Annotated in this window: 20 protein-coding genes; 9 read left to right on the top strand and 11 right to left on the bottom strand. The window is 66.8% G+C overall.

What is annotated here, in order from left to right:
• Window positions 1-806 precede the first annotated feature (806 nt).
• A complete protein-coding gene (locus tag CXY78_RS15770) occupies window positions 807-2057 on the top strand; it encodes a low temperature requirement protein A (RefSeq protein ID WP_158252793.1) in 1251 nt (416 codons plus the stop codon).
• A gap of 179 nt (window positions 2058-2236) precedes the next feature.
• Complete coding sequence (locus CXY78_RS15765) at window positions 2237-2614, top strand: ATP-dependent DNA ligase (RefSeq protein ID WP_233197287.1); 378 nt, start codon at window positions 2237-2239, stop codon at window positions 2612-2614.
• A 79-nt stretch (window positions 2615-2693) separates the two neighbouring features.
• On the opposite strand, the gene paaZ is transcribed toward CXY78_RS15765, so the two are convergent.
• The 6 genes from paaZ to CXY78_RS15735 form a co-directional block, all read right to left on the bottom strand.
• The gene (gene paaZ / locus CXY78_RS15760; protein WP_092338012.1) at window positions 2694-4751 is read right to left on the bottom strand and encodes a phenylacetic acid degradation bifunctional protein PaaZ; all 2058 of its coding nucleotides are present in this window, start codon (window positions 4749-4751) and stop codon (window positions 2694-2696) included.
• 50 nt (window positions 4752-4801) lie between these two features.
• Window positions 4802-5695, bottom strand: coding sequence for a 3-hydroxyacyl-CoA dehydrogenase family protein (locus CXY78_RS15755; protein WP_092338014.1), 894 nt, complete (start codon window positions 5693-5695; stop codon window positions 4802-4804).
• The gene (locus CXY78_RS15750) at window positions 5695-6879 is read right to left on the bottom strand and encodes an acetyl-CoA C-acyltransferase (RefSeq protein WP_092338016.1); all 1185 of its coding nucleotides are present in this window, start codon (window positions 6877-6879) and stop codon (window positions 5695-5697) included. The genes CXY78_RS15755 and CXY78_RS15750 overlap by 1 nt, the downstream gene beginning before the upstream one ends.
• 144 nt (window positions 6880-7023) lie before the next feature.
• A complete protein-coding gene (locus CXY78_RS15745) occupies window positions 7024-8271 on the bottom strand; it encodes a hypothetical protein (RefSeq protein ID WP_104090163.1) in 1248 nt (415 codons plus the stop codon).
• A 64-nt stretch (window positions 8272-8335) separates the two neighbouring features.
• The gene (locus tag CXY78_RS15740; protein WP_092338020.1) at window positions 8336-9580 is read right to left on the bottom strand and encodes an amidohydrolase family protein; all 1245 of its coding nucleotides are present in this window, start codon (window positions 9578-9580) and stop codon (window positions 8336-8338) included.
• Between the two features lie 187 nt (window positions 9581-9767).
• Window positions 9768-11777, bottom strand: coding sequence for a DEAD/DEAH box helicase (locus tag CXY78_RS15735; RefSeq protein WP_104090162.1), 2010 nt, complete (start codon window positions 11775-11777; stop codon window positions 9768-9770).
• Window positions 11778-12037: 260 nt separating this feature from the next.
• Here CXY78_RS15735 and CXY78_RS15730 point away from each other — a divergent pair, with 260 nt between their 5' ends.
• Complete coding sequence (locus CXY78_RS15730) at window positions 12038-12499, top strand: GNAT family N-acetyltransferase (RefSeq protein ID WP_092338750.1); 462 nt, start codon at window positions 12038-12040, stop codon at window positions 12497-12499.
• Between the two features lies 1 nt (window position 12500).
• Here CXY78_RS15730 and CXY78_RS15725 read toward each other — a convergent pair whose 3' ends face one another.
• Window positions 12501-13577, bottom strand: coding sequence for a GTP-binding protein (locus CXY78_RS15725; protein WP_104090160.1), 1077 nt, complete (start codon window positions 13575-13577; stop codon window positions 12501-12503).
• A gap of 54 nt (window positions 13578-13631) precedes the next feature.
• On the opposite strand from CXY78_RS15725, the gene ykgO reads away from it, so the two are divergent.
• Window positions 13632-13754 (top strand): type B 50S ribosomal protein L36, encoded by a 123-nt coding sequence (gene ykgO / locus CXY78_RS15720; RefSeq protein ID WP_092338025.1) that lies wholly within the window; start codon window positions 13632-13634, stop codon window positions 13752-13754.
• Between the two features lie 135 nt (window positions 13755-13889).
• Here ykgO and CXY78_RS15715 read toward each other — a convergent pair whose 3' ends face one another.
• Window positions 13890-14657, bottom strand: coding sequence for an IclR family transcriptional regulator (locus CXY78_RS15715; protein WP_092338027.1), 768 nt, complete (start codon window positions 14655-14657; stop codon window positions 13890-13892).
• Between the two features lie 98 nt (window positions 14658-14755).
• Between CXY78_RS15715 and hutH the strand changes: the two genes are divergently transcribed.
• On the top strand, window positions 14756-16339 hold the full coding sequence (gene hutH, locus CXY78_RS15710) for a histidine ammonia-lyase (protein ID WP_092338029.1): 1584 nt from the start codon (window positions 14756-14758) through the stop codon (window positions 16337-16339).
• Between the two features lie 137 nt (window positions 16340-16476).
• Window positions 16477-18132, top strand: coding sequence for a peptidoglycan DD-metalloendopeptidase family protein (locus CXY78_RS15705; protein WP_140425724.1), 1656 nt, complete (start codon window positions 16477-16479; stop codon window positions 18130-18132).
• 240 nt (window positions 18133-18372) lie between these two features.
• On the opposite strand, the gene CXY78_RS15700 is transcribed toward CXY78_RS15705, so the two are convergent.
• Complete coding sequence (locus CXY78_RS15700) at window positions 18373-21570, bottom strand: efflux RND transporter permease subunit (protein ID WP_104090157.1); 3198 nt, start codon at window positions 21568-21570, stop codon at window positions 18373-18375.
• A 26-nt stretch (window positions 21571-21596) separates the two neighbouring features.
• Window positions 21597-23057, bottom strand: coding sequence for a PLP-dependent aminotransferase family protein (locus tag CXY78_RS15695; protein ID WP_104090155.1), 1461 nt, complete (start codon window positions 23055-23057; stop codon window positions 21597-21599).
• A 63-nt stretch (window positions 23058-23120) separates the two neighbouring features.
• Between CXY78_RS15695 and CXY78_RS15690 the strand changes: the two genes are divergently transcribed.
• Entirely contained in the window at window positions 23121-23726 is a 606-nt protein-coding gene (locus tag CXY78_RS15690; RefSeq protein WP_092338037.1) for a YitT family protein, read from the top strand.
• Window positions 23727-24004: 278 nt separating this feature from the next.
• A complete protein-coding gene (locus tag CXY78_RS15685) occupies window positions 24005-24463 on the top strand; it encodes a pyridoxamine 5-phosphate oxidase (RefSeq protein ID WP_092338039.1) in 459 nt (152 codons plus the stop codon).
• Here the strand turns inward: CXY78_RS15685 and CXY78_RS15680 are convergent.
• A complete protein-coding gene (locus CXY78_RS15680; RefSeq protein ID WP_092338041.1) occupies window positions 24450-25616 on the bottom strand; it encodes a M20/M25/M40 family metallo-hydrolase in 1167 nt (388 codons plus the stop codon). The two genes, CXY78_RS15685 and CXY78_RS15680, sit on opposite strands and share 14 nt — an antisense overlap.
• Before the next feature lie 118 nt (window positions 25617-25734).
• Between CXY78_RS15680 and CXY78_RS15675 the strand changes: the two genes are divergently transcribed.
• Window positions 25735-26529 (top strand): CPBP family intramembrane glutamic endopeptidase, encoded by a 795-nt coding sequence (locus tag CXY78_RS15675; protein WP_092338043.1) that lies wholly within the window; start codon window positions 25735-25737, stop codon window positions 26527-26529.
• Window positions 26530-26578: the final 49 nt, after the last annotated feature.

The following is a 26578-nucleotide window of genomic DNA, read 5'->3' as shown; positions in this document are numbered from 1 at the left end:
CTAGAAACGGGCCGACAACCACGAGGTTTTTGGCATTTGACATTGTGCACGCTGTTGAGTTCTCAAGGATCGGACACACCCGACTTCAGGCCCTGTTCTGGGCTGTCGCTCCGGGGCAACTTGTCTAACTTACCCACCCAGCCAGTCGCTGTCAAATCGGCCAAACCGGGCAGTTTTCGGCATGCAAAGCACACCAAAACGCTCAGAAAACCCGACTCAACCAGCAACACACACTCGATGGGAGGCTTACTATCCTAGCCCAACTTCAACGCACTTGAAACAAGCACTCTCAGCTGATTTGGCTACGATCTGGTCCCACATGAGGCCGAAAAGCACTGCGGCTTTTCGCACCTTTGGGGTACGTATAGATACACTACGGCCACCACACCCACCCGTCAAAACGCACCCCACCCGGGCGTGTCGCCCGCGCCCGGGCCGGTCTGCACCCGCCACGCAGACCGACCAGCGTTGGCCGATGACGATCTCGACAAGCTGGATCAACGATCTATGGACCCGACTGCGCTCCGCGCCCCCCGGGCCCACTTTCTAACCCGGACCCAGTTCATAAACTGGGCCCACGGACGGGGCCTGGGCCCCGTCCTCAAAGCATGCGTAAACCGCGCGAGGAAAGCGGGCGAGGCAGCATCCGCTGGGCCGCACCCAGAACGACGACCGGGCCCACCTTCTAGCCCCGGGCCCAGTTTATAAACTGGGCCCGGGGACGGGGCCCGGGCCCCGTCCGGAATTGCACTGGTGGATGAGGGAGGTGTCGTGCGGGTTTGACCCGCACGGGGGAGACTGGGGAGGTGAGCCGATCCGGGAAGACGAAGCAGCAGCATCCGTTTGAGCATCGCGCGTGGATTCTGCGCCTGGGGTTTCGCCGGAGCCTGCTGCGGCCGGCCGATTCCGCCCGAAGTGACCGGGTCACCTACATCGAGCTGTTCTTCGACCTGATCTTCGTCTTTGCCCTCACCCAGCTGTCGCGCTACCTGTACGCCAACCAGTCCTGGGTCGGTGCGCTGGAATCGATCATCCTGGTGCTCGCGCTGTGGTGGCTCTGGGTATACACGACGTGGGTGACCAACTGGCTCGATCCGGCCAAGCTGCCGGTACGCGGCGTGGTGATCGGGCTGTCCCTCGTGGGTCTGGTGATCAGCACGTCGATCTACGAGTCCTTCGGCGATCAGGGGTTGGTCTTCGCCATCGCTTATGTCGTTCTGCAACTCGGCCGCACGGTGTTCATGGTGCTCGCCCTGGCCCGCCACGATCCGGCCCTGCACGCGACCTTTCTGCGCATTCTGCTCTGGCTGTCCGTGGCCAGCGTGTTCTGGATCATCGGTGGTCTCATGCCGCTGTCCGTGCGGCTTCCGGCCTGGCTGATCGCCCTGGCCATTGAGTATGGTTCGGCGAGCCTCGGATTTCGCATCCCCGGGCTGAAAGCGCCGGGCGTCGACGATTGGGATGTCTCCGGGCCGCACATCGCCGAGCGCAGCGCCCTGTTCGTGATCATCGCCGTCGGTGAGTCTTTTCTGGTGACCGGGTTTGCTTTCGTTGACCAGGAGGCATCCGCTCTGGGGATAACCGGGTTGTTTCTCGCCTTCGTCAACGGGCTGGCGATGTGGTGGCTGTATTTCGATCACGGCGAGCGAGCCGGCAGCAAGGCGATTGCGGCATCGAGCGAGCCGGGCCGCATTGCTCGGCTGGCATACACCTACGTGCATGCCATCATCATCGCGGGCATCGTGCTGACCTCGGTCGCCGACAAGTCGGTGCTGGAACACCCAGAGGATGCCATGACGCTGCCGGTGGCCGTGACCATCGTTGGCGGGCCGCTGTTCTACCTGGTGGGACTGTTGCTGTTTCGCTGGATCGTCACGCGCACCCTGCTCGTGTCGCACCTCGTGGGGATCGGGTTGCTCGCCCTGGCCGGTGCTGCGGGTGCTCTCTTGACCCCGCTCGGGTTGGGCGTCGTGACCTCGGTTATCTTGGTGATCGTCGCGGCCGGGGAGACGATCTCGCGCGTTCGCGCCGGCACGACCGACGACGACGCTGGCTGAGCGGATGCCGGGCCCACCTTGTGACCGCGGGCCCAGTATAGAAACTGGGCCCAGGGATGGGGCCCGGGCCCCGAACGTGGTGCGGACGGGGCAAGTGAGGACGTTGGACCCTACTAGTGCGGGCGCGCGAACGTAATACTGAGATGAGTTGCATCGCTGAAACGGACAGGAAAGCAATCATGGGTTCACTTACGTATGACCGCGTCGTCGTGGAGATCGATGATCGCACCCTGGCGCACCTTCAGCCCGTGATTGCGCAGAAGCTGCGCCGGAGCGAGAGTTTTCTCCTGTCCTGGCAGGACTCCGCCGCGGTCGGTTCCGGTCACAGCTCGATCTGGCTGAATCCGGCGATCCCGCTGTACTTCAAGTACGCCGGCGGACACGCGGCCAAGCTCAACCGACAGTGGATCGAAGACCTCAGCCGCTCAGCCAACAGCGCCCAGGGACTCGTCATCGTCACTGAGGCCGGTTCCTTGCCCGCGACGACCCCAACCTCGCGGCCGAAGACCACGATCGAGGCGCGCACGACAGCGCGCACCGACACCGTACTGGTGTAATCCGCGCTGCGCCCAGGTGCAAGCTGGATGACGAAAGCGGGCCCACGATCTTTGCGCGGGCCCGCTTTCGAATCCCTACCTAGTGCTTCGCGACCAGGGTCAGCACGTCGTAGGAGGCCACGAGCTCGTCGTTCTGGTTGGTCAGCACGGCATCCCAGCGCACATCGCCGTAGTCGTCGGTCTCGCGCGGGGTGATCTGCTTCGCGGTGAGCGCGACGCGGATGCTGTCGCCGGGCGACACCGGCGTGACGAACTTCAGGTTCTCGAGACCCGAGTTGGCCAGCACCGGCCCAGGCGCCGGATCGACGAACAGACCGGCGGCCCAGGAGACCAGCAGGTAGCCGTGCGCCACCCGGCCCGGGAAGAACGGGTTCGCGGCGGCGGCTTCCTCGTCCATGTGGGCGTAGAAGGTATCCCCGGTGAACTGGGCGAAGGTTTCGATGTCGTCGAGGGTGACCGTGCGGTAATCGGACACGATCTGGTCGCCGATCACGAGTTCGGCCAGGCTCTTTCGGAACGGATGCGTGTCGCCGGCTCGCGCAGACGCGCCCTGGTGCCAGATTCCGGTGATGGCCGTGAGCATCTCGGGCGAGCCCTGAATGGCGGTGCGCTGCATGTGGTGCAGCACTGCACGGATACCGCCGAGCTCTTCACCGCCGCCGGCCCGCCCGGGTCCGCCGTGCACGAGCTGCGGCACCGGCGAACCGTGCCCGGTGGAGGTGCGGGCGTCATCGCGGTCGAGCACCAGCACGCGGCCGTTGAAGGCCGAGATGCCGGTCATCAAGGCGACGGCCACTGACGGGTCGTGGGTGGCGATACTGGTCACGAGCGACCCGCCACCCCGGCGCACGAGGGCGATGGCCTCATCGAGGGTGTCGTAGCCGAGCACACTCGAGACCGGGCCGAAGGCCTCGACCTCGTGCACGGCGGCAGCGGAGGCGTCGTCGAAGCGCAGCAGCAGCGGCTCGACGAAGGCACCGTCGGGAGCGAGCGCGGTCGTGCCGTCTGCGTGGAGAACGAGCGGAGCATCCGTTTGGCCGACGACCAGCTTGCCGCCGGCCTCCTGCAGGCGGGCAACCTGCTTGAGCACCTCGAGGCGCTGCGCGGCGGAGGCGAGCGGGCCCATGGTGACTCCCTGGGCGCGCGGGTCGCCGAGGACGATGCGCTCGGTGATGCGCGCCTGCACGGCCGCGATGACGTCATCCATGGCCGCACGCGGCACGATGACGCGGCGGATAGCGGTGCACTTCTGGCCGGCCTTGACCGTCATCTCGGTGACTACCTGCTTGACGAAGGCGTCGAATTCGGGGGTTCCGGCGGCGGCATCTGTTCCGAGAATCGAGGCGTTGATCGAGTCGGTCTCGTTGGTGAAGCGCACTCCCCCGGTCTGCACGGAGTCGCTCGCGCGCAGCTTCTCGGCGGTGGAGGCCGACCCGGTAAAGGCAACAAGGTCGCCGAGGCGCACGTCGTCGAACAAACTGGGCACGCTGCCGGACACGAGCTGCAGCGAGCCCTCGGGCAGCAGGCCGGAGTCGGCGAGGATGCGTACGAAGGCCTCGGCGAGGTAGCCGGAGGGCGTCGCGGGCTTCACCAGAGTCGGCACCCCGGCGAGGAAGGCCGGTGCGAACTTCTCCAACGCGCCCCAGACCGGAAAGTTGAAGGCGTTGATCTGCACGGCCACTCCGGGCAGGCGTGAGTAGATGTGGCGGGCGATGAAAGAGCCGTCCTTGGAGAGCGGCTCAACCGGCCCGTCGACGTAGACGCGGGCGTTGGGCAGCTCGCGGCGTCCCTTGGAGGAGTAGCTGAACAGCACGCCGATGCCGCCGTCGATGTCGACCCAGGAGTCCACCTTGGTGGCGCCGGTACGGCTGGACAGCGCGTAGAGCTCCTGCTTGTGCTCGGTCAGCAGCAGCGCCATCTGCTTGAGCAGAACGGCACGCTGGTGAAAGGTGAGCTCGCCGAGCGATTTCTGGCCGACGGTGCGGGCGTACTCGAGGGCGGCGGCGAGGTCAAGGCCCCGGGTGCTGACGCGGGTGACGACCTCACCGGTCGAGGCGTCACAGACGTCGACGGCGGCGTCTGTGGAAGTCGGGGTCCACCAGGCGCCCTGAACGTAGCTGGGCAGGATGGTCATCATGGGGTCTCCTTCAATGCGCGTGCGGGGTGCGGTATCGGTGCGGGCGGGCATCAGGCTTCGTCCCAGCGGTAGAAGCCCTGGCCGGACTTGCGGCCGAGCTTGCCTTCGGCGACGAGCTTGCGCAGCAGCGCGGGCGGTTCGAAGCGGGCGCCGAGCTGCTGGTGCAGGTATTCGGCGATGCCGAGCCGCACGTCGAGCCCGACCAGGTCGGTCAGTTTCAACGGCCCCACCGGATGCTTGTAGCCCAGCATCATCGCGGCATCAATATCCGAGGCGCTCGCGACACCCTCCTCGAGCATGCGGATGGCTTCGAGCCCGAGGGCCACGCCGAGGCGCGACGAGGCGAATCCGGGGGCGTCACTGACGGTGATCGGAGTCTTGCCGAGCGCGGAAACCCAGCTCTGGGCATCCGCTACCAATTCGGGCGAGGTAGCGCTGCCGGTGACGAGTTCGACCAGGTTCGAGGCGGGTACCGGGTTGAAGAAGTGCAGGCCGAGAAAGCGGGCCGGGCGCTTGAGCTCGTCGGCGAGGTCGTCGATCGAGATCGACGAGGTGTTACTGGCGAGTGCGGCATCGGCGGGAAGGTGGGCCTCGACCTTCTGCAGGGCTTCCACCTTGAGTGCGCGTACCTCGGGAACGGCTTCGACGACGAGTTCGCGGTCGCTGAACAGGCCGAAATCGGCGCCAACGGCGAGGCGGGCCTCAAGCTCGGGGCGGGTCTCCCCGGTAGCGCCGCGGGTGATACTGGCGTCGACGGCGCGCAGCACTCGCTCGCGGGCGGCCGCAGCCTCGGTGTCGTCGCGCTCGACCAGAGCCACGTGGGCTCCCGCGAGCAGGAAGGCGTGGGCGATTCCGGCGCCCATGCGCCCGCCGCCGAGCACGCCGACGCGATCAGGCACGCCACTTTCGCCGCGGTCACCGAGTTCAAGTTCAGACACGCTCATCAGACACGCTCCAAAATGAGGGCCGAGCCCTGGCCGACGCCGACACACATGGTGGCGAGGCCGTGCTGGGCGTTTTCCCGCTCCATGCGGGCGAGCAGGGTGACGACCAGGCGTGCACCGCTTGACCCGAGCGGATGCCCGAGCGCGATCGCGCCGCCGTCGCGGTTGACAATTTCTTCGTCGAGGCCGAGGCGGCGGATGCACGCGATCGACTGGGTGGCGAAGGCTTCGTTGAGTTCGATGGCGCCGAGGTCGGCGAGGCTCAGGCCGCTGCGCTCGAGGGCTCGCTGAGTGGCGGCGACCGGCCCGAGGCCCATGATCTCCGGGGCCAGGCCCACGTTGGCACCGACCACGATGCGAGCGCGCGGCGTGAGGCCGTACTTTTTCACGGCCTCGCCGCTCGCCACGAGAACCGCGGAGGCGCCGTCATTGAGCGAGCTCGCGTTGCCGGCTGTAACGACGGAGCCACCGGCGACAATGGGCCGCAGGGCGGCGAGGCCCTCGAGGGTGGTCTCGCGGCGCAAGCCCTCATCGACGAGGACCTCGCCCTTTTTGGTAGGCACGCCGACGATCTCATCGACGAAATGGCCGGCGTCGATCGCGGCGGCGGCGCGCTGGTGGCTGCGAAGGGCGAAGGCATCCGCTTCTTCGCGGGTGATGCCGTCGAGGCGGGCGACCTCTTCGGCGGTCTCGGACATCGAGAAGGTGGCTTTGTCGCGGGCGGCGAGTTTGGGGTTCACGAAACGCCAGCCGATGGAGGTGTCGAACTGGGCACCGGGCTTGGCCCAGGCGCGGTCGGGTTTGGCCTGCACCCAGGGGGCGCGGGTCATCGACTCGACGCCGCCGGCGATCATGAGATCGGCGTCTCCGGCGCGGATTGCCTGCGCGGCCATGGTGATCGCCGACATGCCCGAGGCACACAGCCGGTTCACGGTGATCCCCGGCACGTGGTCGGGCAGCCCGGCCAACAGCCCGGCCATGCGGGCGACGTTGCGGTTGTCTTCGCCAGCCTGGGTGGCGGCGCCGAAGATGATCTCTTCGACCAGGCCCGGATCGATGCCGGCGCGGCGCACGGCCTCGCCGACGACGAGCGCGGCGAGGTCATCGGGGCGAACTGTGGCCAGCGCTCCGCCGTACCGACCTACGGGGGTGCGTGCTCCTCCAACGAGGTAGGCCTCAGCCATGTTTTCTCCTGACGACGGTGTCTGCGTGTGCGTGTGGAAACGAGTCGTAACTTACCGACCGTTCGGAAAGTAATTCTGGCAGACGGATGCTCGCGCGGCAACTCCCGAATTCTCAGTCGGTGCCGACGCGAGCGGTCACGCCGACTAAATGGTCTGCACCAGAATCGATGCCACCACGATCGACGCCGTCGTGACCGTGGTGAAGCCGCCCACGAGCATGGGAGTGATCAGCTCGTCAAAAATCGCCTTTTGCTCGTCTGCAGTGCGCCCCACGGAACGGCTGATTTCCTGGCAGAGAATGTAATCCCCCGGAAAGCCAAACATTGCCGTCAAAGCAACGGGAATGCCCTTCAGCGGGTCCCACTTGAAAATTTTCGAGGCGATCCACCCTCCGCCGATAATGCCGATTCCGCCAACGCCGAGGATCAGCAGCACGGGCCAGAATGCCTGAAGCATGTCGTTCCAGGTGACCGAGCTCATACTCGCGAGGACGACCACGATGACCGTGGCCATGGCGAGACCGAAAGCATTTGCCCGCTGCATTGCCTTGGGCGGGAAAATTCCGAGCACGTGGCCAATGATCCCGATTGCCAGCGCCCAGATTCCATAGTTGACACCGGTGATCGATCCCAGCAACGTGGCTAAACTTCCCGAAGCCAGCAACAGCATCAGGATGATGGTCGGTTCCTGAAAGCGTTCCGGCAGCAGCTGAATTTTTTTCGCTGTGGCGGTCGCGGGGCGCGCCTGCAGGTGGGTGGCAAGTGCGGTGCGCGCACCGGCGGCACTCACACGGTCGGTGCCGCCATCGGCACTTGATGCGATCGAGTCTGATGCGGAGGTCGGTTGCAGCTGTCCGCCGTCACGAAGTTTCACCGCGTACTTACGCAGAAGAATGTTCGCCAGCGGCATGCCGATGAGGCTTTGCACGCCCAGCACGAGTGCGGGGATGACGACGAGATGATTCAGGCCCAACTCGGTCAGTCGCTCAGCGGTGATGATGTAGGCAAGGATGCCCCCGGTCACCGGCCCGGCACCGGCCACGGCCGTGGCGTAACCGAGGATCGGCGACACGACCAGCAGGATCAGCCCCGCACCGAGAACGATTCCGAACAGTGCGATCAAGATCGCTTTGTATTGCGAGCGGAGCTGACTGATCGGTATCAGCGTGCCCATGTGCGTGATGACGGCCGCCACCAGAAGCGAGCCCACGGCCGCAAACGCCGAGTTCGGTATCAGGTCGGCTGGCAGGACGCCGGTCCAGATAAGCACGAGATAGCCGACGAAGATAATCAGGAGGGACGGTATCCAGGCCTTCGACAGAATGGAAATCACCTCGCCGACGGCGAGGAGCAGAATAATCACCGTAGCGACATAAATCGGTTGTTCTAACATCAATCCAGGCCTTTTCTTCTCAACACTGAGCGAAACGTTCCGACAGGCGACGGGGCGAAATCAGCTACGCGGGGAACTGGTTTCGGCCGTCCTTCCACACCTGGTCGATCATGGTGGGGAGTGAGGCGAGCTGGTCGACGGAGTCCAGGCGAGTGTTCAGAACCACGGCGTCCGCCAGGTACGACGGAGCCAATCGCCCAATGGATCCGATGGGAGTGATGAGCTCTCCGGCCACCGACGTCGTGGCTGCGAGCACCTGCTCGAGTGTCATGCCCACTCCGGCGAGCAGGGCCAGCTCCTGCAGGTTTTCGCCGTGCACGCCCACCCCGGAGTCGGTGCCCATGGCGATGCGCACACCGGCGGCGACTGCTCGCCGAATGGATTCGCGGTGAATGTCAATCACCTGGTGGGCTTTCGCGATGACCAGCGGCGAAAGTCCGCTCTGTCCCGATGCCGCCTTGCGGATGACAGCCTCCGGCGCGGCAAGGGTGGGAACGAGGTACGCGTTCTTTTCCAGAAACAGGGCGATGGCTTCGTCGTCGAGATAGATTCCGTGCTCAATGGTGCGCACGCCCATGCGCAGAGCGTTCTTGATTCCGGCAGCTCCCTGCGCGTGCGCCATGACGTATTTGCCCTGCGCTTCGGCCTCGTCCACGATGACCCGAATCTCGGCCTCGGTGAACTGCGAGTGGCGCGGGTCGTCCGTGGGCGAGAGCACACCGCCGGTCGAGCAGATCTTGATTTGGTCGGCGCCGGCCCGAAGCATGCGTCGAGTGACCTTGCGCACTTCTTCGACTCCGTCCGCGATTCCGCTTGGGCGGCCGGGGTGCGATCCCATGGTCGGGGACTCCACGCCGGACGGCTGCCAGAAGTCCGCGTGCCCGCCGGTTTGGGACATGATGCTGATGGCTAGCCGAAGGCGCGGACCCTTGATCAGTCCGCTGTCAACGGCAAGCTTGGTGCCCAGATCGGCGCCGCCAGCGTCGCGTGCCGAGGTGATTCCGGCGCGCAGGGTGGCTTCGAGATTACGCACCGATTCGTAAAACTGCAGGGAGAACGGTTCGGTGAAGGCTTGGAGTGAGCCCGGATTCGACGTTGTGGAGTGAATGTGCAGGTCGATCAGCCCGGGCAGCACCGTCTTGCCGCTGCAATCGATCACGCTGGCGTTCGCGAAGGCCGGGTCCGATCCTGCTTGCGGGCCAACCGCCGCGACAGTGGTTCCGGTGAACACGATGTCCGCCGGCTCGGGAAGGAACCGTTCGCCGTCAAAAACGTGGGCATTCTGAAAAACAGTGGTGGAGACAGTCATGAGGACCTTTCAGTGGGTGCCGGCGGGGCGACCGGGGAGCCCATCGGCTGCGTCAGTGCGGCCGATCCTCGTGCATTTCCCCCGGTTGCCTACAACTGATCGTGCCCCTAATGGGGAAGAAAACAAAATGAGCACCCACCGAACGGTGGATGCCCATCTTGTCTACAAACGAATCTTCAAGCGGATGCTAGATGCTCGCGAGTTCGCGCACGGCCGCGTCACCGGGGGTGGCGGAGGTGTAGCTCGCGTCGATCTCGGCACGGTCGAGCAGCTCGTCCATGCGGCGCTTGCGCTGCTTGGGAATGAGCGTCACGACGGTTCCGGTCTTGCCGGCGCGGCCGGTGCGTCCCGCGCGGTGGAGGTACGTCTTGTACTCGTCGGGGGCATCGGCCTGGATGACCAAGTCGATGTCGTCGACGTGGATTCCGCGAGCAGCGACATCCGTTGCGACGAGAACGTTGACCCGGCCGCTGGTGAGCATCTGCAGGTTGCGGGTGCGGCGGGCCTGGTTGAGGTCACCGTGCAGGCTGGTGGCCTTGACTCCGGCGTCTTCGAGCTGGTCAGCGAGCTGCTCGGCGTAGGCACGGGTGCGGCTGAAGATGAGCGTCTTGCCCTCGCGGTTGACGAGCTCTTCAATGATGCGGCCCTTGTCGCGGTGCTCGATGACGAGCACGCGGTGGTCGATCGTCGAGGAGGCCTGGTCTTCACCGGCAACCTCGTGCACGGCCGGGTTGGTCAGGAATTCCTTGACCAGCGAGGCAACGCCCTTGTCGAGGGTCGCGGAGAAGAGGAGCTTCTGGCCGCCGGCTTTGGTCTGGCGCAGGATGCGCTGCACCGGCTCCAGGAACCCGAGGTCGCACATGTAGTCGGCCTCGTCGAGCACGGTGACGACAACTTCGGAGAGGTCAAGACGACCCTGGTCGATGAGGTCTTCGATGCGACCGGCGGTGCCGATGATGATGTCCACGCCGCGCTGGAGGGCGCTGACCTGACGGTACTGGGGAACTCCGCCGTAGATCTGGGTGGTGAAGAGGCCGACGCTGCGGGCGATGGGCTGCACGGTGCGGTCGATCTGCAGGGCGAGTTCGCGGGTCGGGGCTAGGATGAGCGCGCGGGGCTTGCGGGCCATCTTGCGGTCCTTGGCTCCGTTGTTCTCCATGAGTTTCTCGACGAGGGGAGCACCGAAGGCAATGGTCTTGCCGGATCCGGTCTTGCCACGGCCAAGCACGTCGCGCCCGGCGAGCACGTCGGGGATGGTCGCGGCCTGGATCGGGAACGGTGACGGAGCACCAAGGGCGGCGAGCTCGCGCACGATGTTCTCGCCGAGGCCCAGGTCGCCGAAGGTCACACCGACGACATCGGATGCCGTCGTCGCGATGGCTTCGAGACGCTCGAGTACGACGTCGTCGCCGCCGGCGAAGCTCGGCTTGGCGCCGTGTTCGCTGCGCTTCGGGTAGAACTTGCTGTCGCCATCGCTCGGGCGGTCGTTACCGAAGTCGCGACGGGGCGCACGCTCGGCGCGATCACCGTAGGACGGACGCTCCGTGCGGGCCGGACGGTCGTTGTTATAGGCCGGACGATCTGTGCGCGGGGCACGGTCACCGTAGGACGGACGCTCCGTGCGGGCCGGACGGTCGTTGTTATAGGCCGGACGGTCGTTGTTATAGGCCGGACGATCGCTGCGCGGGGCACGGTCACCATAAGAAGGACGCTCGGTGCGCGGAGCACTGTTGCGGTCGCCATAGGCCGGACGGTCGTTGTTATAGGCCGGACGATCGCTGCGCGGGGCACGGTCACCATAAGAGGGACGCTCGGTGCGCGGAGCACTGTTGCGGTCGCCATAGGACGGACGGTCGTTATTATACGACGGACGGTCTGTGCGGGGGCGGTCGTTGTTGTATGCAGGGCGCTCGTTGCGCTCGCTGTTGGTACGGCCACCGTTTTCGGGGCGAACGGAACGCGAGCCGTAAGCCGGACGCTCGCTCGAGGGGCGCTCGTTCGAACGCGCGGCGCGCTCGTCAGCGTTCCAGCGCTGCTTCTTGGGGGCTCCCTCGTCAGCGCGGTAGCCGCGGTGTCCGGGGCTCTTGCTGCCGGCGTTGTTGGAACCGCCGTGGCCCGATCCGCCCTTGGAGTATTTGGGATCGAAGTTCTTACCATTACGACCGACGGTGGAGTTGTGCGAATTGCCTTGAGGCATAAAGATATCTCTGGGTTGTGTTCAGTACATGGCAGAACAACATCGCACATGCGACGTAACTGAGAACCCGAGCAATCTGTGGTCGGGGCCGTTCACATACAGTGATTTTTCACCAGCGGATTACTGGGAAACCGGCCCAACTTGACTTACAAACCCATCCGCGCACAGCGCGGTGTCAAGAGCCGACTTGTCTACGCTACCCGATACACCCGGAAAAGTCACGCGCAAGTGTGCACATTGTCTCGCTCTATTCTGATGACATGACCATTTCGATCAGTATTGAGCAGCCCCGGCAGGCTGACGTCGAGGCCCTACTGGCCGCCGGAACCGTCTTCGCATACTCGCTCTACCCCGTGGAGAACACATTCCTACTTAGTACTGACGAACTCGAGCGTCCGGGCGTCGCCGTGTATGTGGCCCGCGATGCGCACGGGGCTGCCTGCGGCATGGCGGCTCTGGTTCCGCTGGACTCCGCCGACACGGCCGAACTGAAGCGACTGTTTGTGCACGCCGAGGCTCGGGGCCGCGGTGTGGCCGGCCGCCTGCTCGACCGCATCGAAGCGGATGCCGCTGGCCGCGGCATCCGCTCGCTCGCGTTGGAGACCGGCACGCTGCAGGACGCGGCGGTGGCGCTCTACCGTCGTCGCGGCTACGAGCAGATCGACCTGTTCGGCCCGTATGTCGGCGAAGAGCTCAGCCTCTGCTTCGCCAAGAGCCTCTGACTCAGGCGGCACCTTGGAGCACCCAGGCCGGGAACGGGTCGGCCAGTGTGTTCCAGAACATGGGGCCGGCGAGAAACTCGGCGTCGGTGAGCAGGCAGTCGTCAAGGTTGGCACTGAGCAGGCGCGCGTCGAGGTCGCGGCCGAAGAAGGCGATCTCCTGGCCGAGCGGGGACTCGGGGTCGTGGCTCGCCATGCTGGTGGGTTCGAAGGTGATGGTGGGACCGGCGCTGCTCCAGGAGCCGACGGTGGCGGGCCGCGTGGCGAGACGAAACAGTCCGCGGGAGCGCAGGATCTCGCCGGCCTGCTCGGCGCGGTCGCGAAAGAAGTCGGCCAGGCGCGCTGGGTGGAACGGTCGCACGTCCCGGTAAACGACACAGGTGAGCCCCTGCGGACTGCGCGAGAGCAGGGCGTCGCCGTTGAGTTGGCGCACCCAGCCCGGGCTGCGCTGCAGCCAGGCGAACATGTCGCGGCGCGGAACGGGCCAGCCGTCGGCACTGCCCTGGCCGTGTTCGGCGAACACGATGTGGCTGGCCGGGTTCAGTAGGCGCACGAAATCGCGAATATCGGCGGAATCGCTCATGGGCACGAGGTCGGTCTTGTTAATCACGACGATACTCGCCCACTCGATCTGTTCGATCAACAGGTCACCGACGGTGCGCTCGGGGTCGTTGTGGGCGTGGCCATAGTTCACGTCGTGTTCGTCGGGAGTCGGCGCGAGGGTTTCGCGGTGGAGGTCGGACCAGAATCGCTCGGCATCCAGCACGGTGATGAGGTCGCCGAGACGCACGGCGTGGCCGTTGGCCAGTCGCTCGGGTGAGTCACCGGTTTCGACGAGGGAACTGGCAATCTCGAGCGGCCCGACCGCGGTCGGTGCCTCGACGAAAACGTCGAGAGCGGATGCCTCGCCCCTGCCCGTTGGAACGCTGTCGGCCGCTTCGATGAGCACAGTGCGCAGGGCGTCGGACGCCGATGTGGTCAGGGCGAACGGTTGGCGCCCGAGGTTGTGCGCCACCGACGTCTTGCCCGCGCCGGCCAGGCCGCTCACCACATTCACCCGAAGATACGTTTCTGTCTGCATGCCTGTTACTCTAATTGATATTCGTTCTCAATAAAAAATCTAAATCGGGGAAATATGAAGGTACGCAATTCGCTCAAGGCGCTCAAGGCGGTTCCGGGCTCGCAGATCGTGCGGCGACGCGGACGCACGTTCGTGATCAACAAGCTCAATCCGCGCGCCAAAGCACGCCAGGGCTAGCCGCGCGGCCCTCGCAGCGGTCGCGGCACGTGTTTGAGAAGTTGGCACTGGTTTGAACACGTGCCAACTTCCTGGAGGCGTACCACGACGCTCAGCGCGGCCAGGCTCACCGCAGGGGGCCTCACCGAGGCCGGCTCATCGCGGCCGGCCACCGATCCGACGAGACAGCTCCGCGGCCGTCGCCGCCACGGTTTCGGCGAGCGCCGGCCAATCCCCGGGCGCGAACCGGTCCTGCGCGAAGGTCACCGCAATGGCGGCGGCGGGCCAGCCGGCGTGGTCGTGCACGGCGAGCGCGACGGAGGCGATGCCGGGCGTGATCTCGCCGTTTTCGGTGGCATAGGCATCCGTTTTGACGCGGTCGAGCACCGCTCGCAGCTCGAGCCTCGTGTGCGGGCCACGGCCGTCGCGCTGTTCGAGCGCCGCCTGGTTCGGATAGAGCGCACGCAACTGGGCGGCGGGCAGGGCCGCGAGCAGGGCGCGTCCGCTGGCGGTGAGGTGGGCGGGCAGCCGCACCCCCACGTCGGAAACGAGGGACGGGCGGTGCGCGGCGCGTTCCTCGACCAGGTAGATCACGTCACGCCCGTGCAGCACCACGAGGTGCGCGCTCTCCCCCAGCCGGTCGACGAGCTGGGCGATCAGCGGGCGGCCGAGCCGGGAGAGCGGTTCCTGCCGGCTGAACCCCGAGCTCAGTTCGAAGGCGGCGATGCCGAGCCCGTAGCGGTGTTCTTCCGGCAGGTGCACGACGAACCCCTCCGCTACGAGCACGTCGAGCAGCTGGTATACGGTCGAGCGCGGCAGGCCGAGGGCGGCCGCCAGCGCTGCCGCGGGGATCGGTCCACGCTGGGCGGCGAGATGCGTCAAAACCCGCAGGGTGCTCTGCGCGGCCGGAACCTTCGAAGCCATCACGAATCCTTTCAGAGCGGATGCTCATGTCCGGCATCCCGGACACCGTCCAGCGTATCGCCCTGTTGCCCGGGCCCGCGAGGGTGTCCAATCGAAGTATGACCCTTGCAGCCACGCCCAGAACCGACCGGACCAACCCGAGCGGGGCATCCGCGTCGAGCGTCGTTGTGGGAGTCGGAGCGCTCTCGTTCGCCGACGTGATCGCCGTCGCCCGCCACAAAGCGCGCGTCACCCTCGACCCGGCGAGTCTGGAACAGGTCGGGGCGACCCGCACCATCATTGACGCCCTCGCAGCTGACACCGAGCCGCACTACGGCATCTCCACCGGCTTCGGGGCCCTCGCGACGACGTTCATCACCGCCGACCGGCGCGCCCAGCTGCAGGCGAGCCTCGTGCGCTCGCACGCGGCCGGAAGCGGACCGGAGGTGGAACGCGAGGTCGTGCGCGCCCTCATGCTGCTGCGGCTTTCGACGTTGATGACCGGGCGCACCGGCGTGCGGCCGGCCACCGCCGAGACCTACGCGGCCGTGTTGAACGCCCAGATCACCCCGGTCGTGCACGAATATGGATCGCTCGGCTGCTCCGGCGACCTCGCCCCACTCGCCCACTGCGCCCTCGTCGTGATGGGCGAAGGCCAGGCGCGCGACGCGGCCGGCGCCCTGCTCGGCGGCGACGAAGCCCTCAAAGCTGCCGGCATCAAGCCGGTCGTGCTCGCCGAAAAAGAGGGCCTCGCCCTGATCAACGGCACCGACGGCATGCTCGGCATGCTCGTGCTCGCCCTGGACGACCTCGCCCGCCTGCTCGTGACAGCCGATATCGCGGCGGCGATGAGCGTGGAGGCACTGCTTGGAACGGATGCCGTCTTCGCGGCCGATCTGCAGCAGCTGCGGCCCCAGCTCGGCCAGGCCGACAGTGCCGCGAATCTGCGCCGCCTGCTCCACGGCTCAGGCCTGCTGGCCAGCCACGCCGGCCCGGAAGACACGTCGGTGCAGGACGCCTACTCGCTGCGCTGCGCCCCACAGGTGCACGGTGCAGCGCGTGACACCGCCGCGCATGCCGCCCTCGTGGCCGGCCGCGAACTGGCCAGCGCCATCGACAACCCCGTCGTCACCGTCGGCGGGCGAGTCATGTCGAACGGCAACTTTCACGGCGCCCCGCTCGGCTACGTGCTCGACTTTCTCGCCATCGCCTCAGCGGATGTCGCGAGCATGAGTGAGCGCCGCACCGACCGTCACCTCGACGCGAGCCGCAGCAAGGGTCTGCCACCGTTTCTCGCGCACGAAGTTGGCGTCGACTCCGGACTCATGATCGCCCAGTACACCGCCGCCGGGATCGTGTCGGAGTTGAAGCGGCTGGCTGCACCGGCGTCCGTTGACTCGATTCCGTCGTCGGCCATGCAGGAGGACCACGTATCGATGGGCTGGCACGCCGCCCGCAAGCTGCGCCGCTCGCTCGACGGGCTCGGCCGGGTGCTGGCGATCGAGATCATGACCGCCGCCCGATCGCTCGACCTGAGGGCACCGCTCACTCCCGCCGCGGCAACCGGAGCGGTGCGCGACCTCGTGCGCACCGTCGCCGCCGGCCCCGGGCACGACCGCTTTCTCTCCCCCGAAATTGAGAGGGTCGTGGCGCTCGTGGCGTCGGGCGCGGTGCGCTTGGCTGCCGGCTCGGGACTGGTGTAGCGCTCGACCGACCTTGTATCGACCTTGTACGGTGAATTTGCCCCGTTGTGAGCGCAGCGGTGCCGTGCCATACTTGCGCCACGCTGGCCCGCCCGAGCCGCGTAAATCCATTGCCCCGAAATGGATCAGGTTCTGCAATGTTGCCACCCGCGAAGCGCCAACGCACCGTGCGGTTCGGGCGAGCGAAACCGCGGCATCGGGCCACTGTTAAGCGGATGCTGGTTCGTCGCGACGGCTGGCTCGCCGCGGTCGTTGTCACGACCCTCGTACTCTTCGGCGCACCGATCGCGGCCAGCGCCGACGACCTGCCAGCGGGCTCGTCGGCCACGCCGACGCCCGTCGTGAGCGCCATGACGGAGCCGGTGCCCACGCCCACGCCTGAACCAACCGCGCCCGCGCCGGACCCCGTGTCGGCGCCTACTCCGGCGTCGACACCGACGCCGGAGCCCACGCCTGAACCGATCGTCGCGCCGACCCCTGAGCCCACCCCCGAACAGACCCCCGAACCGACCGCAGAGCCGACATCCACACCAACACCGACCGAGGCACCCGTTCCTGAACCCAGTGATGGTCCCGTCCCGCCGGTGACCGAAACTCCGCAGCCAACCCCCGACCCAACCGTCGCCCCCAACCTGGTTACACCGATTGATACCGCGGCAACCGCGGCACAAGCCGCGGCCACGGTATCCGCTCAGGCAACGGCGCGCGCGGCCGCAGCCCAGGCACTCGCGGCGCAGCGGACGGCCGCCGAACGGGTCGCTGCCGAGCGCTCCGCCGCCCAGGAACTGACCGTTCAGCGAGCCGCAGTATTGGCGACCGCGCTGACCCGCTCGCAGACCGCGCAGGTCGCCCTTGACACCGCGCGCCGCGAACTGGAATCAACACGCGCGAGCCAGTCGATCGCTCTCGGTCGTGCTTCCCTCGTGCACCGCCTTGCGCTGGAGGCGTCACAGCAATCCGCCGTCTCCCGGCGCAGCTTCGCGGTCCTCGCGCGCAAGCTGGCCCAGCAACAAAGCGGTGCCGGCGTCGCCGACGTCTTTCTCGGCGGGCATTCGCTGGGCAATGTGCTCGATCAGCTCAGCACCCTTGACCAACTGGACCGCGTCAGCGAGAACATTGAGACGATCCAGGCGCGCGCCGAGGCCGACTCAGCGCGCGCAGAGCGGCTAAACCAGCAAGATGCCGAGACGCGCGCCGCCGCGAGCACGGTGTCGGTCGACGCCAGCCAGGCCACACTCGACGCGGCCACGAGCGACTTCGAGCGGGCCGGCCTCGACCTGGTCGCCGCAGCAACGCAGGCCGCGACCGCCGCCGCGAGCCTGGCCGCCATCGACGTGCGCCCGATCGTGCGCACCGACGTCGGGCAGCTGAGCGACCAGGGCTGGGCCAACCCGGCACGCGGACCCATCACGGATGCCTACGGTCCGCGCCCGGTTCGCCCGCTCCCCGGAGTCGGCGCGTTCCACCACGGCACCGACATCGGGTCGAGCTGCGGAGCGCCCGTCTTCGCCGCCACCGCCGGAATCGTTCGCGCAGTGGGCTCCGTGGGAAGTTACGGCAACTGGATCCTGATCGACCACGGTGAGAGGGTGCAGACGGGCTACGCCCACCTCGCCACCGGTGAAACGCTCGTCACTGTCGGTGATCCCGTCGCCGCTGGCCAACGAATCGGCAGTGTCGGCAGCACCGGTCTGTCCACCGGCTGCCACACCCACGTCGAGGTGCGGGTCGACGGCGTGCGCATCGACCCGCAGCCCTTCTTCCTACTTCGCGGCGTCGTGCTCGGAGGCTGACGGCATCTGCACGTCGTGCTGGTTGCACCGCGACTGCGTCACCGGCAGCCGATCCTCGGGGGCCGCTATCGGCCATCCGCTGCGGCAGGTCACATTCAACGCAGGAGATGCCATTTCGGCCCCACGGGACCCGTCCACCACCCGTGAGATGCCATTTTCGGCCCCTTGGACCCCGGCCAAGGGGCCGAAAATGGCATCTCGCAAGAATCAAGGGGCCGAAGTTAGCCTCTCGCACCGAATTCAGGCGACCCGACGCACCGAACGCCGCTCGCGCGTGCCCTCGACCAGCAGGTAGAGCACCGGCAGCACGATCAGCGTCAGCACCGTCGACGACACCAGACCGCCGATGACGACGAGGGCGAGCGGCTGCGAGATGAATCCGCCGTGGCCGGTGAGGCCGATCGCCATCGGTAGCAGCGCGAAGATCGTCGCCAGGGCGGTCATCAGGATGGGCCGCAGCCGTCGGCTGGCACCGGCCACGAGGGCGTCGGGCACCGAGAGGCCGCGTCGACGGTACTGGTTGACCAGGTCAACGAGCACGATGGCGTTGGTGACCACGATTCCGATGAGCATGAGCACGCCGATCAGCGACGGCACCCCCAGCGGAATGCCGGTCACGACCTGCAGTGCGATGGCCCCCGTCGCCGCGAACGGCACCGACACGAGCAGCAGCAGCGGCTGCAGTAGCGAGCGGAACGTCGCCACCATCACGATGTAGACGATGAGAATGGCCACGAGCATCGCGATCCCGAGCTGCGAAAAGGCTTCGGCCTGATCGGCGCTGACCCCGCCGAGGGTTGCGGTTGCCCCGGTCGGCAGCGCCGTGTCGGCGAGCATCTGGCCCAGCTGCGCGTTCGCCGTGCCCAGGTCATCGCTCGCGGGGGTCGCCGATACGGTCGCCGTGCGCAGCCCCTTCGCCGTGGTGAGCGTGCTCGGACCGTCGACTTGTTCCACGGTCGCGAGGGTATCCAGGGCCACAGCTCCGGTGCGCGTGGGAATCTGCCGGGCCGCGAGATCGGCGGCAGTCGTCGGCGGCGATTGCGCCGACAGGTAGACGGTGAGGTTGGTCTCGTCGATCACGATCGATCCGATCGCGCTCGGCTGCATGGCCTGCGACACGAGCGTTCCAAGAGCGAATTCGCTCAGACCGGCCGTGGCGGCCGCCTCCCGATCGATGGTGACGGCCAGATACGGCAGCGAGGCGGCGAGGGTGCTCGCGCTCTCCTTGATCGCACCAAGTTTCTGTACCGCGCTGAGAATGGCGGTGGTCGCGGTCTGCAGGTCGGCATCCGTTGCGGCCGTGATATCGACGGCGATGTCGGAGGACGCCCCGAAACCGCTCGCCGCGGCGACCGAGATCTCGCCCACGTCGCCCAGTTTGGCCAGGGCCGTGCGCGCGTGATTTTGCACCGTATCGGCGTTGGCGCCGTCGGCGGTGGTGATCGAATAGGTCACCGCGCTCGACGTGGGCGCCCCGCCGCGGAACGCGCTCGCGGCGCTTCCTCCGCCGATCGAGAGCTGCACGATGTCGATTCCGTCCAGGTCACGCAGCGCTTTTTCGACCGAAGCGGATGCCGCATCCTGCGCGGCCAGACTGCTGCCCACCGGCAGCGTCTGGGTCACCCGGAACGTGTCCTGCCCGGTCGACCCGAGAAAATTCACCTTCATGAACGGCACGAGCGCCGCCGTTCCGCCGAGCACGAGCACGGCGAGCAAAAGCGTCGCGACGGCGTGTTTCAGGGTGAACCGAATGACCGGCAGATAGCCCTTCTGCAGCCGCCCCGGGTTCTCGCCGGCCTCGGCCGCCGCCGACAGTCGCGTTGGCAGGTTTGGTGCCATGCCGGTCGAAGCGGATGCCGCGGCCGCGTGCCGCGAGTGCCCGCCGGTCTCCAGAATCGCCGGCTCCGGTTCGGCGGCGAGCGCGGTTTGGTCAGCCGTGACGGCCTTGGGCGCCCGCAGAAACCAGTACGCGAGCACGGGAACGATGGTGAGCGACACCAGCAGTGAGGCCAGCAGGGCGATCGTCACGGTGAGCGCGAACGGTCGAAACAGTTCGCCGGTCGACCCGCCGACAAAGGAGATCGGCAGGAAGACGGTGACCGTCGTGATGGTCGAGGCGGTGATCGCTCCGGCCACTTCGCGCACCGCGAAGACAATCGTGGCGGCGCGGTCCGCACCCGCCACGAGGTGCCGCTTGATGTTCTCGATCACCACGATGGAGTCGTCGACGACCCGGCCGATGGCGATTGTGAGCGCGCCGAGAGTGAGGATATTGAGCGAATAGCCCACGCTCTGCAACCCGATAAAGGTGATCAGGACCGAGGTCGGAATGGAGATGGCCGTGACGAGGGTGGCCCGCACCGACAACAGGAACAGTAAAATCACGATCACCGCGAAGCCGAGGCCGAGCAGGCCCTCCTGGGTGAGCGCGTCGATCGACTGCTGAATGAACGGCGCCTGGTCGAACACGACCGTGAACGTCGCGGGCGCGACCGCGGCTTCAAGCTGCGGCAAAATCGCGCGCACCGCCTTCGACACGTCGACCGTGTTCGCAGCGGGAACCTTGGTGACGGCGATGGTGAGGGCGGGTTCGCCGTTCACCCGGGAGATACTCGTGATCGGGTTTTCGACGAGCGCGACCGTGGCGACGTCACCGATGGTCGCGGGGGCGGCATCCGCTACACCGGTGAGACCGGTGGAACCAGCAATCAACGGGAGCGCGCTGATGTCGTCGACCGAGCCGAGCTTGCCGCCGGCCTGCACCGACAGGGTCGTGTCGCCCTCGGTGATGGTGCCGGCCGGAATCAGCGACCCGTTCTGCTGCAGCGCATCGCGCAGGTTTTGGGTGCTGAAGCCGCGGGCGGCGAGTTCATCGGCGTTGGGCGTGATCGTGACGCGGCGGCCGATATCGCCGACCAACGCGGCATCGCGCACGCCGGCCACGTCCCGAATATCGCCGAGCACGCTGCGTTTCAGCTGGTCGGCAAGCGCCACGGTATCGCTCGAGGCGACCGCGAGCGAGATCACCGGAAAGTCGTCGATGCTGCCGCTGATCACCTGCGGGTCGACGTCGGCCGGCAGCACGCTCTTGATGCGGTTGATAGCCTGGTCAATGCGGGATTCCGCCTTGACCAGGTCGGTGCCGTAGGTGAAGGTGGCACTCACCAACGAGGAGTTCGTGCTGCTCGTCGTCGACGTCGTTTCGAGGCCGACCAGGCCCTGAATGGCCGTCTCGATCGGGGTCGATACGTCGTCGTTGACCACCTGCGGCGACGCACCCGGATAGCTCGTGGACACGAGCAACTGCGGCAGCTGCAGCGACGGAATCAGCTCCTGTTTGAGCCCGGTCAGGGCCAGGCTGCCGAACACGGCCGCCACAATGGTGATGAGGGCGATCAACGCCCGATTCTTCATGCTCACTACCGCGAGAAAATGCACCCGCTCAGTATGCCAGTGCGCGCGGGTCAGACCACCTCGGCCAGGTACCCGGTATCAGTGAACGGATGCCGCAGCAGCGACCCCCAGGCGGCCTCCAGCGCGTCGACGGCCCGGTCGGTGTCCGGGGCGGAGTGTGAGAAAGGCAATCGCAGGAACCGCTCGAAGGCGCCATCGAGGCCGAACCGCGGACCAGCAGGCACGAGCAGGCCGTGGCTGCGCGCGGCGAGCGTGAGCTGCGAACTCACGGGACGGCCGAGGTTGACCCAGGCGGTGATGCCGCCGTCGACGTGCGGCACCTGCCAGTCGGGGAAGGTCTCGGCCAGGCGGCGTTCCAGGTGGTCGCGGCCCACGCGCAGCAGCTCACGGCGGCCGGCCAGGATGGCGGGCATGTCGGCGAGCAGCCGCGTCACGATGAGCTGTTCGAGAATGGGGGTGCCGAGGTCATTGGTGCAGCGAGCGGCCACGAGCTTGCTAATGAGCGCCGGTTCGGCGCGAATCCAGCCGATACGCATGCCGCCCCAGACGGTTTTACCCACCGAGCCGACACTCACCACTCGCGGTGCCGACCGCATGTCGGTGCAGGCCGCGAACGGCAGAAACTCGCCAGCGCGGTCAATGTCAAGTTCGGCGATGGTCTCGTCGATGATGAGGGTTGTGCACGCGTCCGCAGCGGCAGAGGCCACCCGTTCGCGTTGCTCGGCCGGCATGCTCTGGCCGGTGGGATTGTGAAAGTCGGGCATGAGATAGCCGACGACCGGGCTGCTGCGCTGAAGCGTTTGCAGCAGGGCGGCTTCATCCCAGCCCCGTGTGCCCGGGTCGTCACCCGGCCCGCCGGCCGACACGTTCACGGCGGCGAGGCGGGCGCCGGCCGCACGCAGGGCCTCGGCCGCGTGCGGATACGTCGGTGATTCGATCAGGGCGCGGTCTCCGCGGCCGACGAGCACGCGGGCCAGCAGGGCAATGGCGTGCTGGGCGCCGAGGGTCACCATGATCTGCTCCGGCGCGGTCGGCAGGCCGCGAGCGGTATAGCGGTCGGCAATCGCAGCCCGCAACTCAGGAATGCCCACGGGGTCGAACCCGGAGTCATCCAGGTGCCGCGGCAGCTCGGCGGCGGCGTGCGCTGCGGCATCCGCCAGGCCGGGCAGCGCCGGCATCGTGGCCTTGCTGAAGTCCAGGATTCCCTCCGTTTCCGGAGTGGGGCTGGGCGCGCCGGCCCCCGGCAACCGCACGATGCTGCCCGACCCGCGCACACTGCGCAGGTAGCCTGCGTCGCGCAGCTCACGATAGGCCGCCGTCACCGTGGTTCGACTGACACCGAGGCGCTCGCTCAGATCACGTTCGGCGGGCAGGCGGCTGTCGGTGGGGATACGCCCGTCGAGGGTCAGCAAGCGGATGCGATCGCTCAAGGCTCGATACGCGCTCGCTCCGCCGCGCCACTCGCCTAACAGGGTATCGAGGCCCCGAGCACTCAGGTGATTCTCGCTCATGAGGCCACCCTAGTCAGATTGGCATCTTGATAACAGGCCAGTTATGCAATTGGATTGGCAACTATGACCCGTCGAATCACGCAACTGCTTATTGGCCTCTTCCTCTACGGAATCGGCATTGCTCTGATCGTGCGTGGCGGCATCGGAGTGGCCCCCTGGGACGTGCTCACCCAGGGAATCGACAACCACACCCACCTGGGCTTCGGGCTGATCACGATTCTGACCAGTGCGGTCGTTCTGGTGCTGTGGATTCCGATCCGCCAGAAGCCGGGCTCCGGAACGCTGCTGAACGCCGTACTCGTGGGCCCGGCGGCCGACGTCGGCCTGTGGCTCATTCCGGCCGACCTCGACCTGTGGCTGCGGGTGCTCTTGTTCGCCGCCGGCCTGATGATGATTGCCGTCGCCACCGGCCTCTACATCGGGGCACACTTCGGCCCCGGCCCGCGAGACGGCCTGATGACCGGTCTGCACAAGCGCACCGGCTGGAAGATCTGGATCGTGCGCACCGGCATCGAGGTGACCGTGCTCGGCATCGGCTGGGCCCTGGGCGGCAACGTGGGAATCGGCACCGCGCTGTTCGCCGTGCTGATCGGCCCCCTCTGCCAGCGCACTCTCCCTCTCTTTGCGATCAAGCGCCCCGCGCCCGCCGCCCTCGTTCCCACGCCGTAGCAGGAGCCGCACCGAAGCCGAAGCGAGGCGAGGCCGAGCAATCTTGCGAAGCAAGGAGCGAGGCGGTTGGGTTTCCTGCGGGGTTGTGAGTTCTGAGCGAGGAGCGGGTGACCCACCCGGCGTCCCTGGAATGCCGCGCAACCACTCGAACTGCCGCTTGGCCGATCCGTGCGCCTCGTCACCAGCCGGGTCGATGCCCCGCGCCGCGGCTGCCTGGCGTCAAGGTCAAGCGGCAATGTCATGTTTCAGTGTCGGTGCCCCGGAGTACCGTTTATGGCATGGCAACGTGGCAGGAAGTTCAAGCGGATGCGCCGCAATTCGCTTCAAGGGTTCGCGCAATTTTCGACGCCGGCACCAACAAGACGATGGCCTCCCTGCGCCGGGACGGCTCCCCGCGCATCAGCGGCACCGAGCTCGTGTTCGAGCCCGAGCGCATCACCCTGGGCATGATGCCCGATTCGCAGAAGCTGCACGACGTGCTGCGCGACCGGCGGGTGGCCATCCACTCGCCCACCCTGGAACCCCCGGCAGGTCAGCCGTCGGACTGGGCCGGCGACGCGAAACTGGCCGGCGTGCTGGTAACCAAAGAGCCCAACCCGGCCGATCCGCCGGGGTCTTCGAGTTTCGAGCTGCGGGTGCACGAGGTCGTGCTCACCTACATCGATCCCGACAACACACACCTGATCATCGAGTCCTGGCACGAGGGCCGGGGGTGGAAGCGAATCAGCCGGCTGTAGGCCCGCAGAACTCGGTGATCGTGCCCTCGAGAATCTTCGCGAGTGCCCGCACCGACTCGGCGTCGGCCCACTCGGTATCGGCGTGCAGGCCCTCGCCGTCAGCGCCGAACACGACGCAGGGAATTCCGGCTTCGAGAATGAGCCCGGCATCGGTCCAGAACGGTTCGCCGCGCGTGACCGCCGGGCGTCCGAGCACCCGCTCGGCGTTGCCGGTCAGCGCCCGAACGATGGGCCAGTGTGGCTCGGCCTCGAAGGCCGCCCGCGCCACCAGCCGCGTCAGCGTGAACTGAAACTTCGGCTCCTCCACTGCCAAAGCAGTGAACAGCGCGCGCAGCTCGGACTCGACCTGCTCCGGGGACTGGCCCGGCAGCATCCGTCGTTCCAGGGTCAGCACACAGTGGGCCGCGACCGTGGCCGCATCGTCGCCGCCGGCGATCTTCGACACCCGCACGGCGCCGTGGCCGAGCGTGGGGTGGGCCGGTTCCGCGTGAAGTCGCTGCCGCAGGCCGTTGAGGGCGCCGAGCGCGAGGCCCGCATGCCAGATGGCGTCGACGCCCAGCTCGGGCTGCGAGCCGTGTGCGGCCAAGCCGGTCAGTTCGAGTTCGAACCAGGCGAAGCCGCGGTGGGCGGTAGTGAGTTCAAGGCTGCTCGGCTCGATCACCAGGGCGGCGTCGGCGCTCACTGTGCGCAGCACCTCCTCGGTGCCGATGCTGCCGAATTCCTCGTCGGCGACCAGCGTCACGATCACATCGCCGGCCAACTCGCCGGCGGATGCCCGCGCCGCTCCCACAAGAATCGCTGCGAGTCCGCTCTTGGTGTCGACGGCCCCGCGCCCGTGCACCCGGCCGTCCCGGAGCTCGCCGCTGAACGGGTCGCCGGCGTAGGTCGCGACGCCGACCGTGTCGAGGTGGGCGTTGAGCATGATCGAGCGGCCGGTGCCGGTGCCGCGCTTGACGCCGACGACCGACGGACGCCCGGGGGTCTGCTCCAGCACGGTGACCTCGAAACCCTGCTGGCGCAGCCACTGGCCGCACCAAGCCGCGATCCGGGCCTCCCCGGCGGCTCCCGGCACGAGGTCGGGGTTGACCGAATCGATGCGCACGAGCTGCTGCAAAATCGCGACCGGGTCGCTCTCGGAGGGTAAGCGGGACATCCTTCGAATCTAGGCCCTCTCGCGAGAGCGGGAAAATCGCCGCTTCCGGGGGCTGCTGCAACACTTTTTCCGCTCTCGCGGAACTGGGAACTGGGAACTGCGCTGGGTAGGGTGCAGCATGGGCACAACATCACGGTGGGGGCTGATTCCGGCGGCGCTGGTGAGCGCATCCGCTGTGCTGTTGTTTGCCGTGAGGATGCCGCTTGCCGGCTACTTCGTGCTCGCCGCGGCACTCGTGCTCGCGTTTCTGATCAACCGGGCCCTGTTTCGCGACCTGTTGCTCATTGCCGTGGGCCTCGGCATCATCAGCACGATCTCGGTCGAGGCGAACATCAGCTACCCGAACATCGCGTTGATGGGCACCGTCCTGAGTCTCTCGGTGCTCGTGCCGTACCTCCTCTCGCGGTACTACTTCAAGGATCACGCGATTCGGTTTCCGATTCGCACCGGGCAGCGCTGGACCACCCTCGAGAAGGCGTACCTGCCGATCGTGGTGTTGCTCGGGTACTTGATTCTGCCGAGCTACTTCATCGGAAGCGGCGCGTACCAGAATTGGCCGGCGGTAACCCAGCCCGATGAGATCGCCCGACTGTTCGTGGGCGTGGGCTTCGTGGGCATCTGGGATGAACTGTTCTTCATCTGCATCGCCTTCGCCCTGCTTCGACGGCATTTTGCCGACTGGCAGGCCAATATTCTGCAGGCGGTGATCTTCTCGTCGTTTCTCTGGGAGCTCGGATATCAGAGTTGGGGGCCGCTGCTCACCGTGCCGTTCGCGCTGCTGCAGGGCTATACGTTTGCCCGCACCCGGTCACTGACCTACGTGGTCTGTGTGCACCTTCTGTTCGACGTCGTGGTGTTCCTCGTGCTCGTGCACGCTCACAATCGCGACTGGTTGAACATTTTTCTGTACTGACCCTCTTGCGCCTCTCAGGAACGCGATATATCGTGTCCTTTAGAACACG

Source organism: Cryobacterium sp. N19 (assembly GCF_002929595.1).
Taxonomy (GTDB): Bacteria; Actinomycetota; Actinomycetes; order Actinomycetales; family Microbacteriaceae; genus Cryobacterium; species Cryobacterium flavum.
Note: the sequence above shows the minus strand (reverse complement) of the source record. Positions and strands in the feature narration are given on the sequence as shown.

What these genes read in the sequence shown, in the direction of transcription:
- CXY78_RS15765 (WP_233197287.1), top strand. Translation starts at nt 2,237, where the DNA reads ATGGGTTCACTTACGTATGACCGCGTCGTCGTGGAGATCGATGATCGC.
- paaZ (WP_092338012.1), bottom strand. Translation starts at nt 4,751, where the DNA reads ATGATGACCATCCTGCCCAGCTACGTTCAGGGCGCCTGGTGGACCCCG.
- CXY78_RS15755 (WP_092338014.1), bottom strand. Translation starts at nt 5,695, where the DNA reads ATGAGCGTGTCTGAACTTGAACTCGGTGACCGCGGCGAAAGTGGCGTG.
- CXY78_RS15750 (WP_092338016.1), bottom strand. Translation starts at nt 6,879, where the DNA reads ATGGCTGAGGCCTACCTCGTTGGAGGAGCACGCACCCCCGTAGGTCGG.
- CXY78_RS15745 (WP_104090163.1), bottom strand. Translation starts at nt 8,271, where the DNA reads ATGTTAGAACAACCGATTTATGTCGCTACGGTGATTATTCTGCTCCTC.
- CXY78_RS15740 (WP_092338020.1), bottom strand. Translation starts at nt 9,580, where the DNA reads ATGACTGTCTCCACCACTGTTTTTCAGAATGCCCACGTTTTTGACGGC.
- CXY78_RS15735 (WP_104090162.1), bottom strand. Translation starts at nt 11,777, where the DNA reads ATGCCTCAAGGCAATTCGCACAACTCCACCGTCGGTCGTAATGGTAAG.
- CXY78_RS15730 (WP_092338750.1), top strand. Translation starts at nt 12,038, where the DNA reads ATGACCATTTCGATCAGTATTGAGCAGCCCCGGCAGGCTGACGTCGAG.
- CXY78_RS15725 (WP_104090160.1), bottom strand. Translation starts at nt 13,577, where the DNA reads ATGCAGACAGAAACGTATCTTCGGGTGAATGTGGTGAGCGGCCTGGCC.
- ykgO (WP_092338025.1), top strand. Translation starts at nt 13,632, where the DNA reads ATGAAGGTACGCAATTCGCTCAAGGCGCTCAAGGCGGTTCCGGGCTCG.
- CXY78_RS15715 (WP_092338027.1), bottom strand. Translation starts at nt 14,657, where the DNA reads ATGGCTTCGAAGGTTCCGGCCGCGCAGAGCACCCTGCGGGTTTTGACG.
- hutH (WP_092338029.1), top strand. Translation starts at nt 14,756, where the DNA reads ATGACCCTTGCAGCCACGCCCAGAACCGACCGGACCAACCCGAGCGGG.
- CXY78_RS15705 (WP_140425724.1), top strand. Translation starts at nt 16,477, where the DNA reads ATGTTGCCACCCGCGAAGCGCCAACGCACCGTGCGGTTCGGGCGAGCG.
- CXY78_RS15695 (WP_104090155.1), bottom strand. Translation starts at nt 23,057, where the DNA reads ATGAGCGAGAATCACCTGAGTGCTCGGGGCCTCGATACCCTGTTAGGC.
- CXY78_RS15690 (WP_092338037.1), top strand. Translation starts at nt 23,121, where the DNA reads ATGACCCGTCGAATCACGCAACTGCTTATTGGCCTCTTCCTCTACGGA.
- CXY78_RS15685 (WP_092338039.1), top strand. Translation starts at nt 24,005, where the DNA reads ATGGCAACGTGGCAGGAAGTTCAAGCGGATGCGCCGCAATTCGCTTCA.
- CXY78_RS15680 (WP_092338041.1), bottom strand. Translation starts at nt 25,616, where the DNA reads ATGTCCCGCTTACCCTCCGAGAGCGACCCGGTCGCGATTTTGCAGCAG.
- CXY78_RS15675 (WP_092338043.1), top strand. Translation starts at nt 25,735, where the DNA reads ATGGGCACAACATCACGGTGGGGGCTGATTCCGGCGGCGCTGGTGAGC.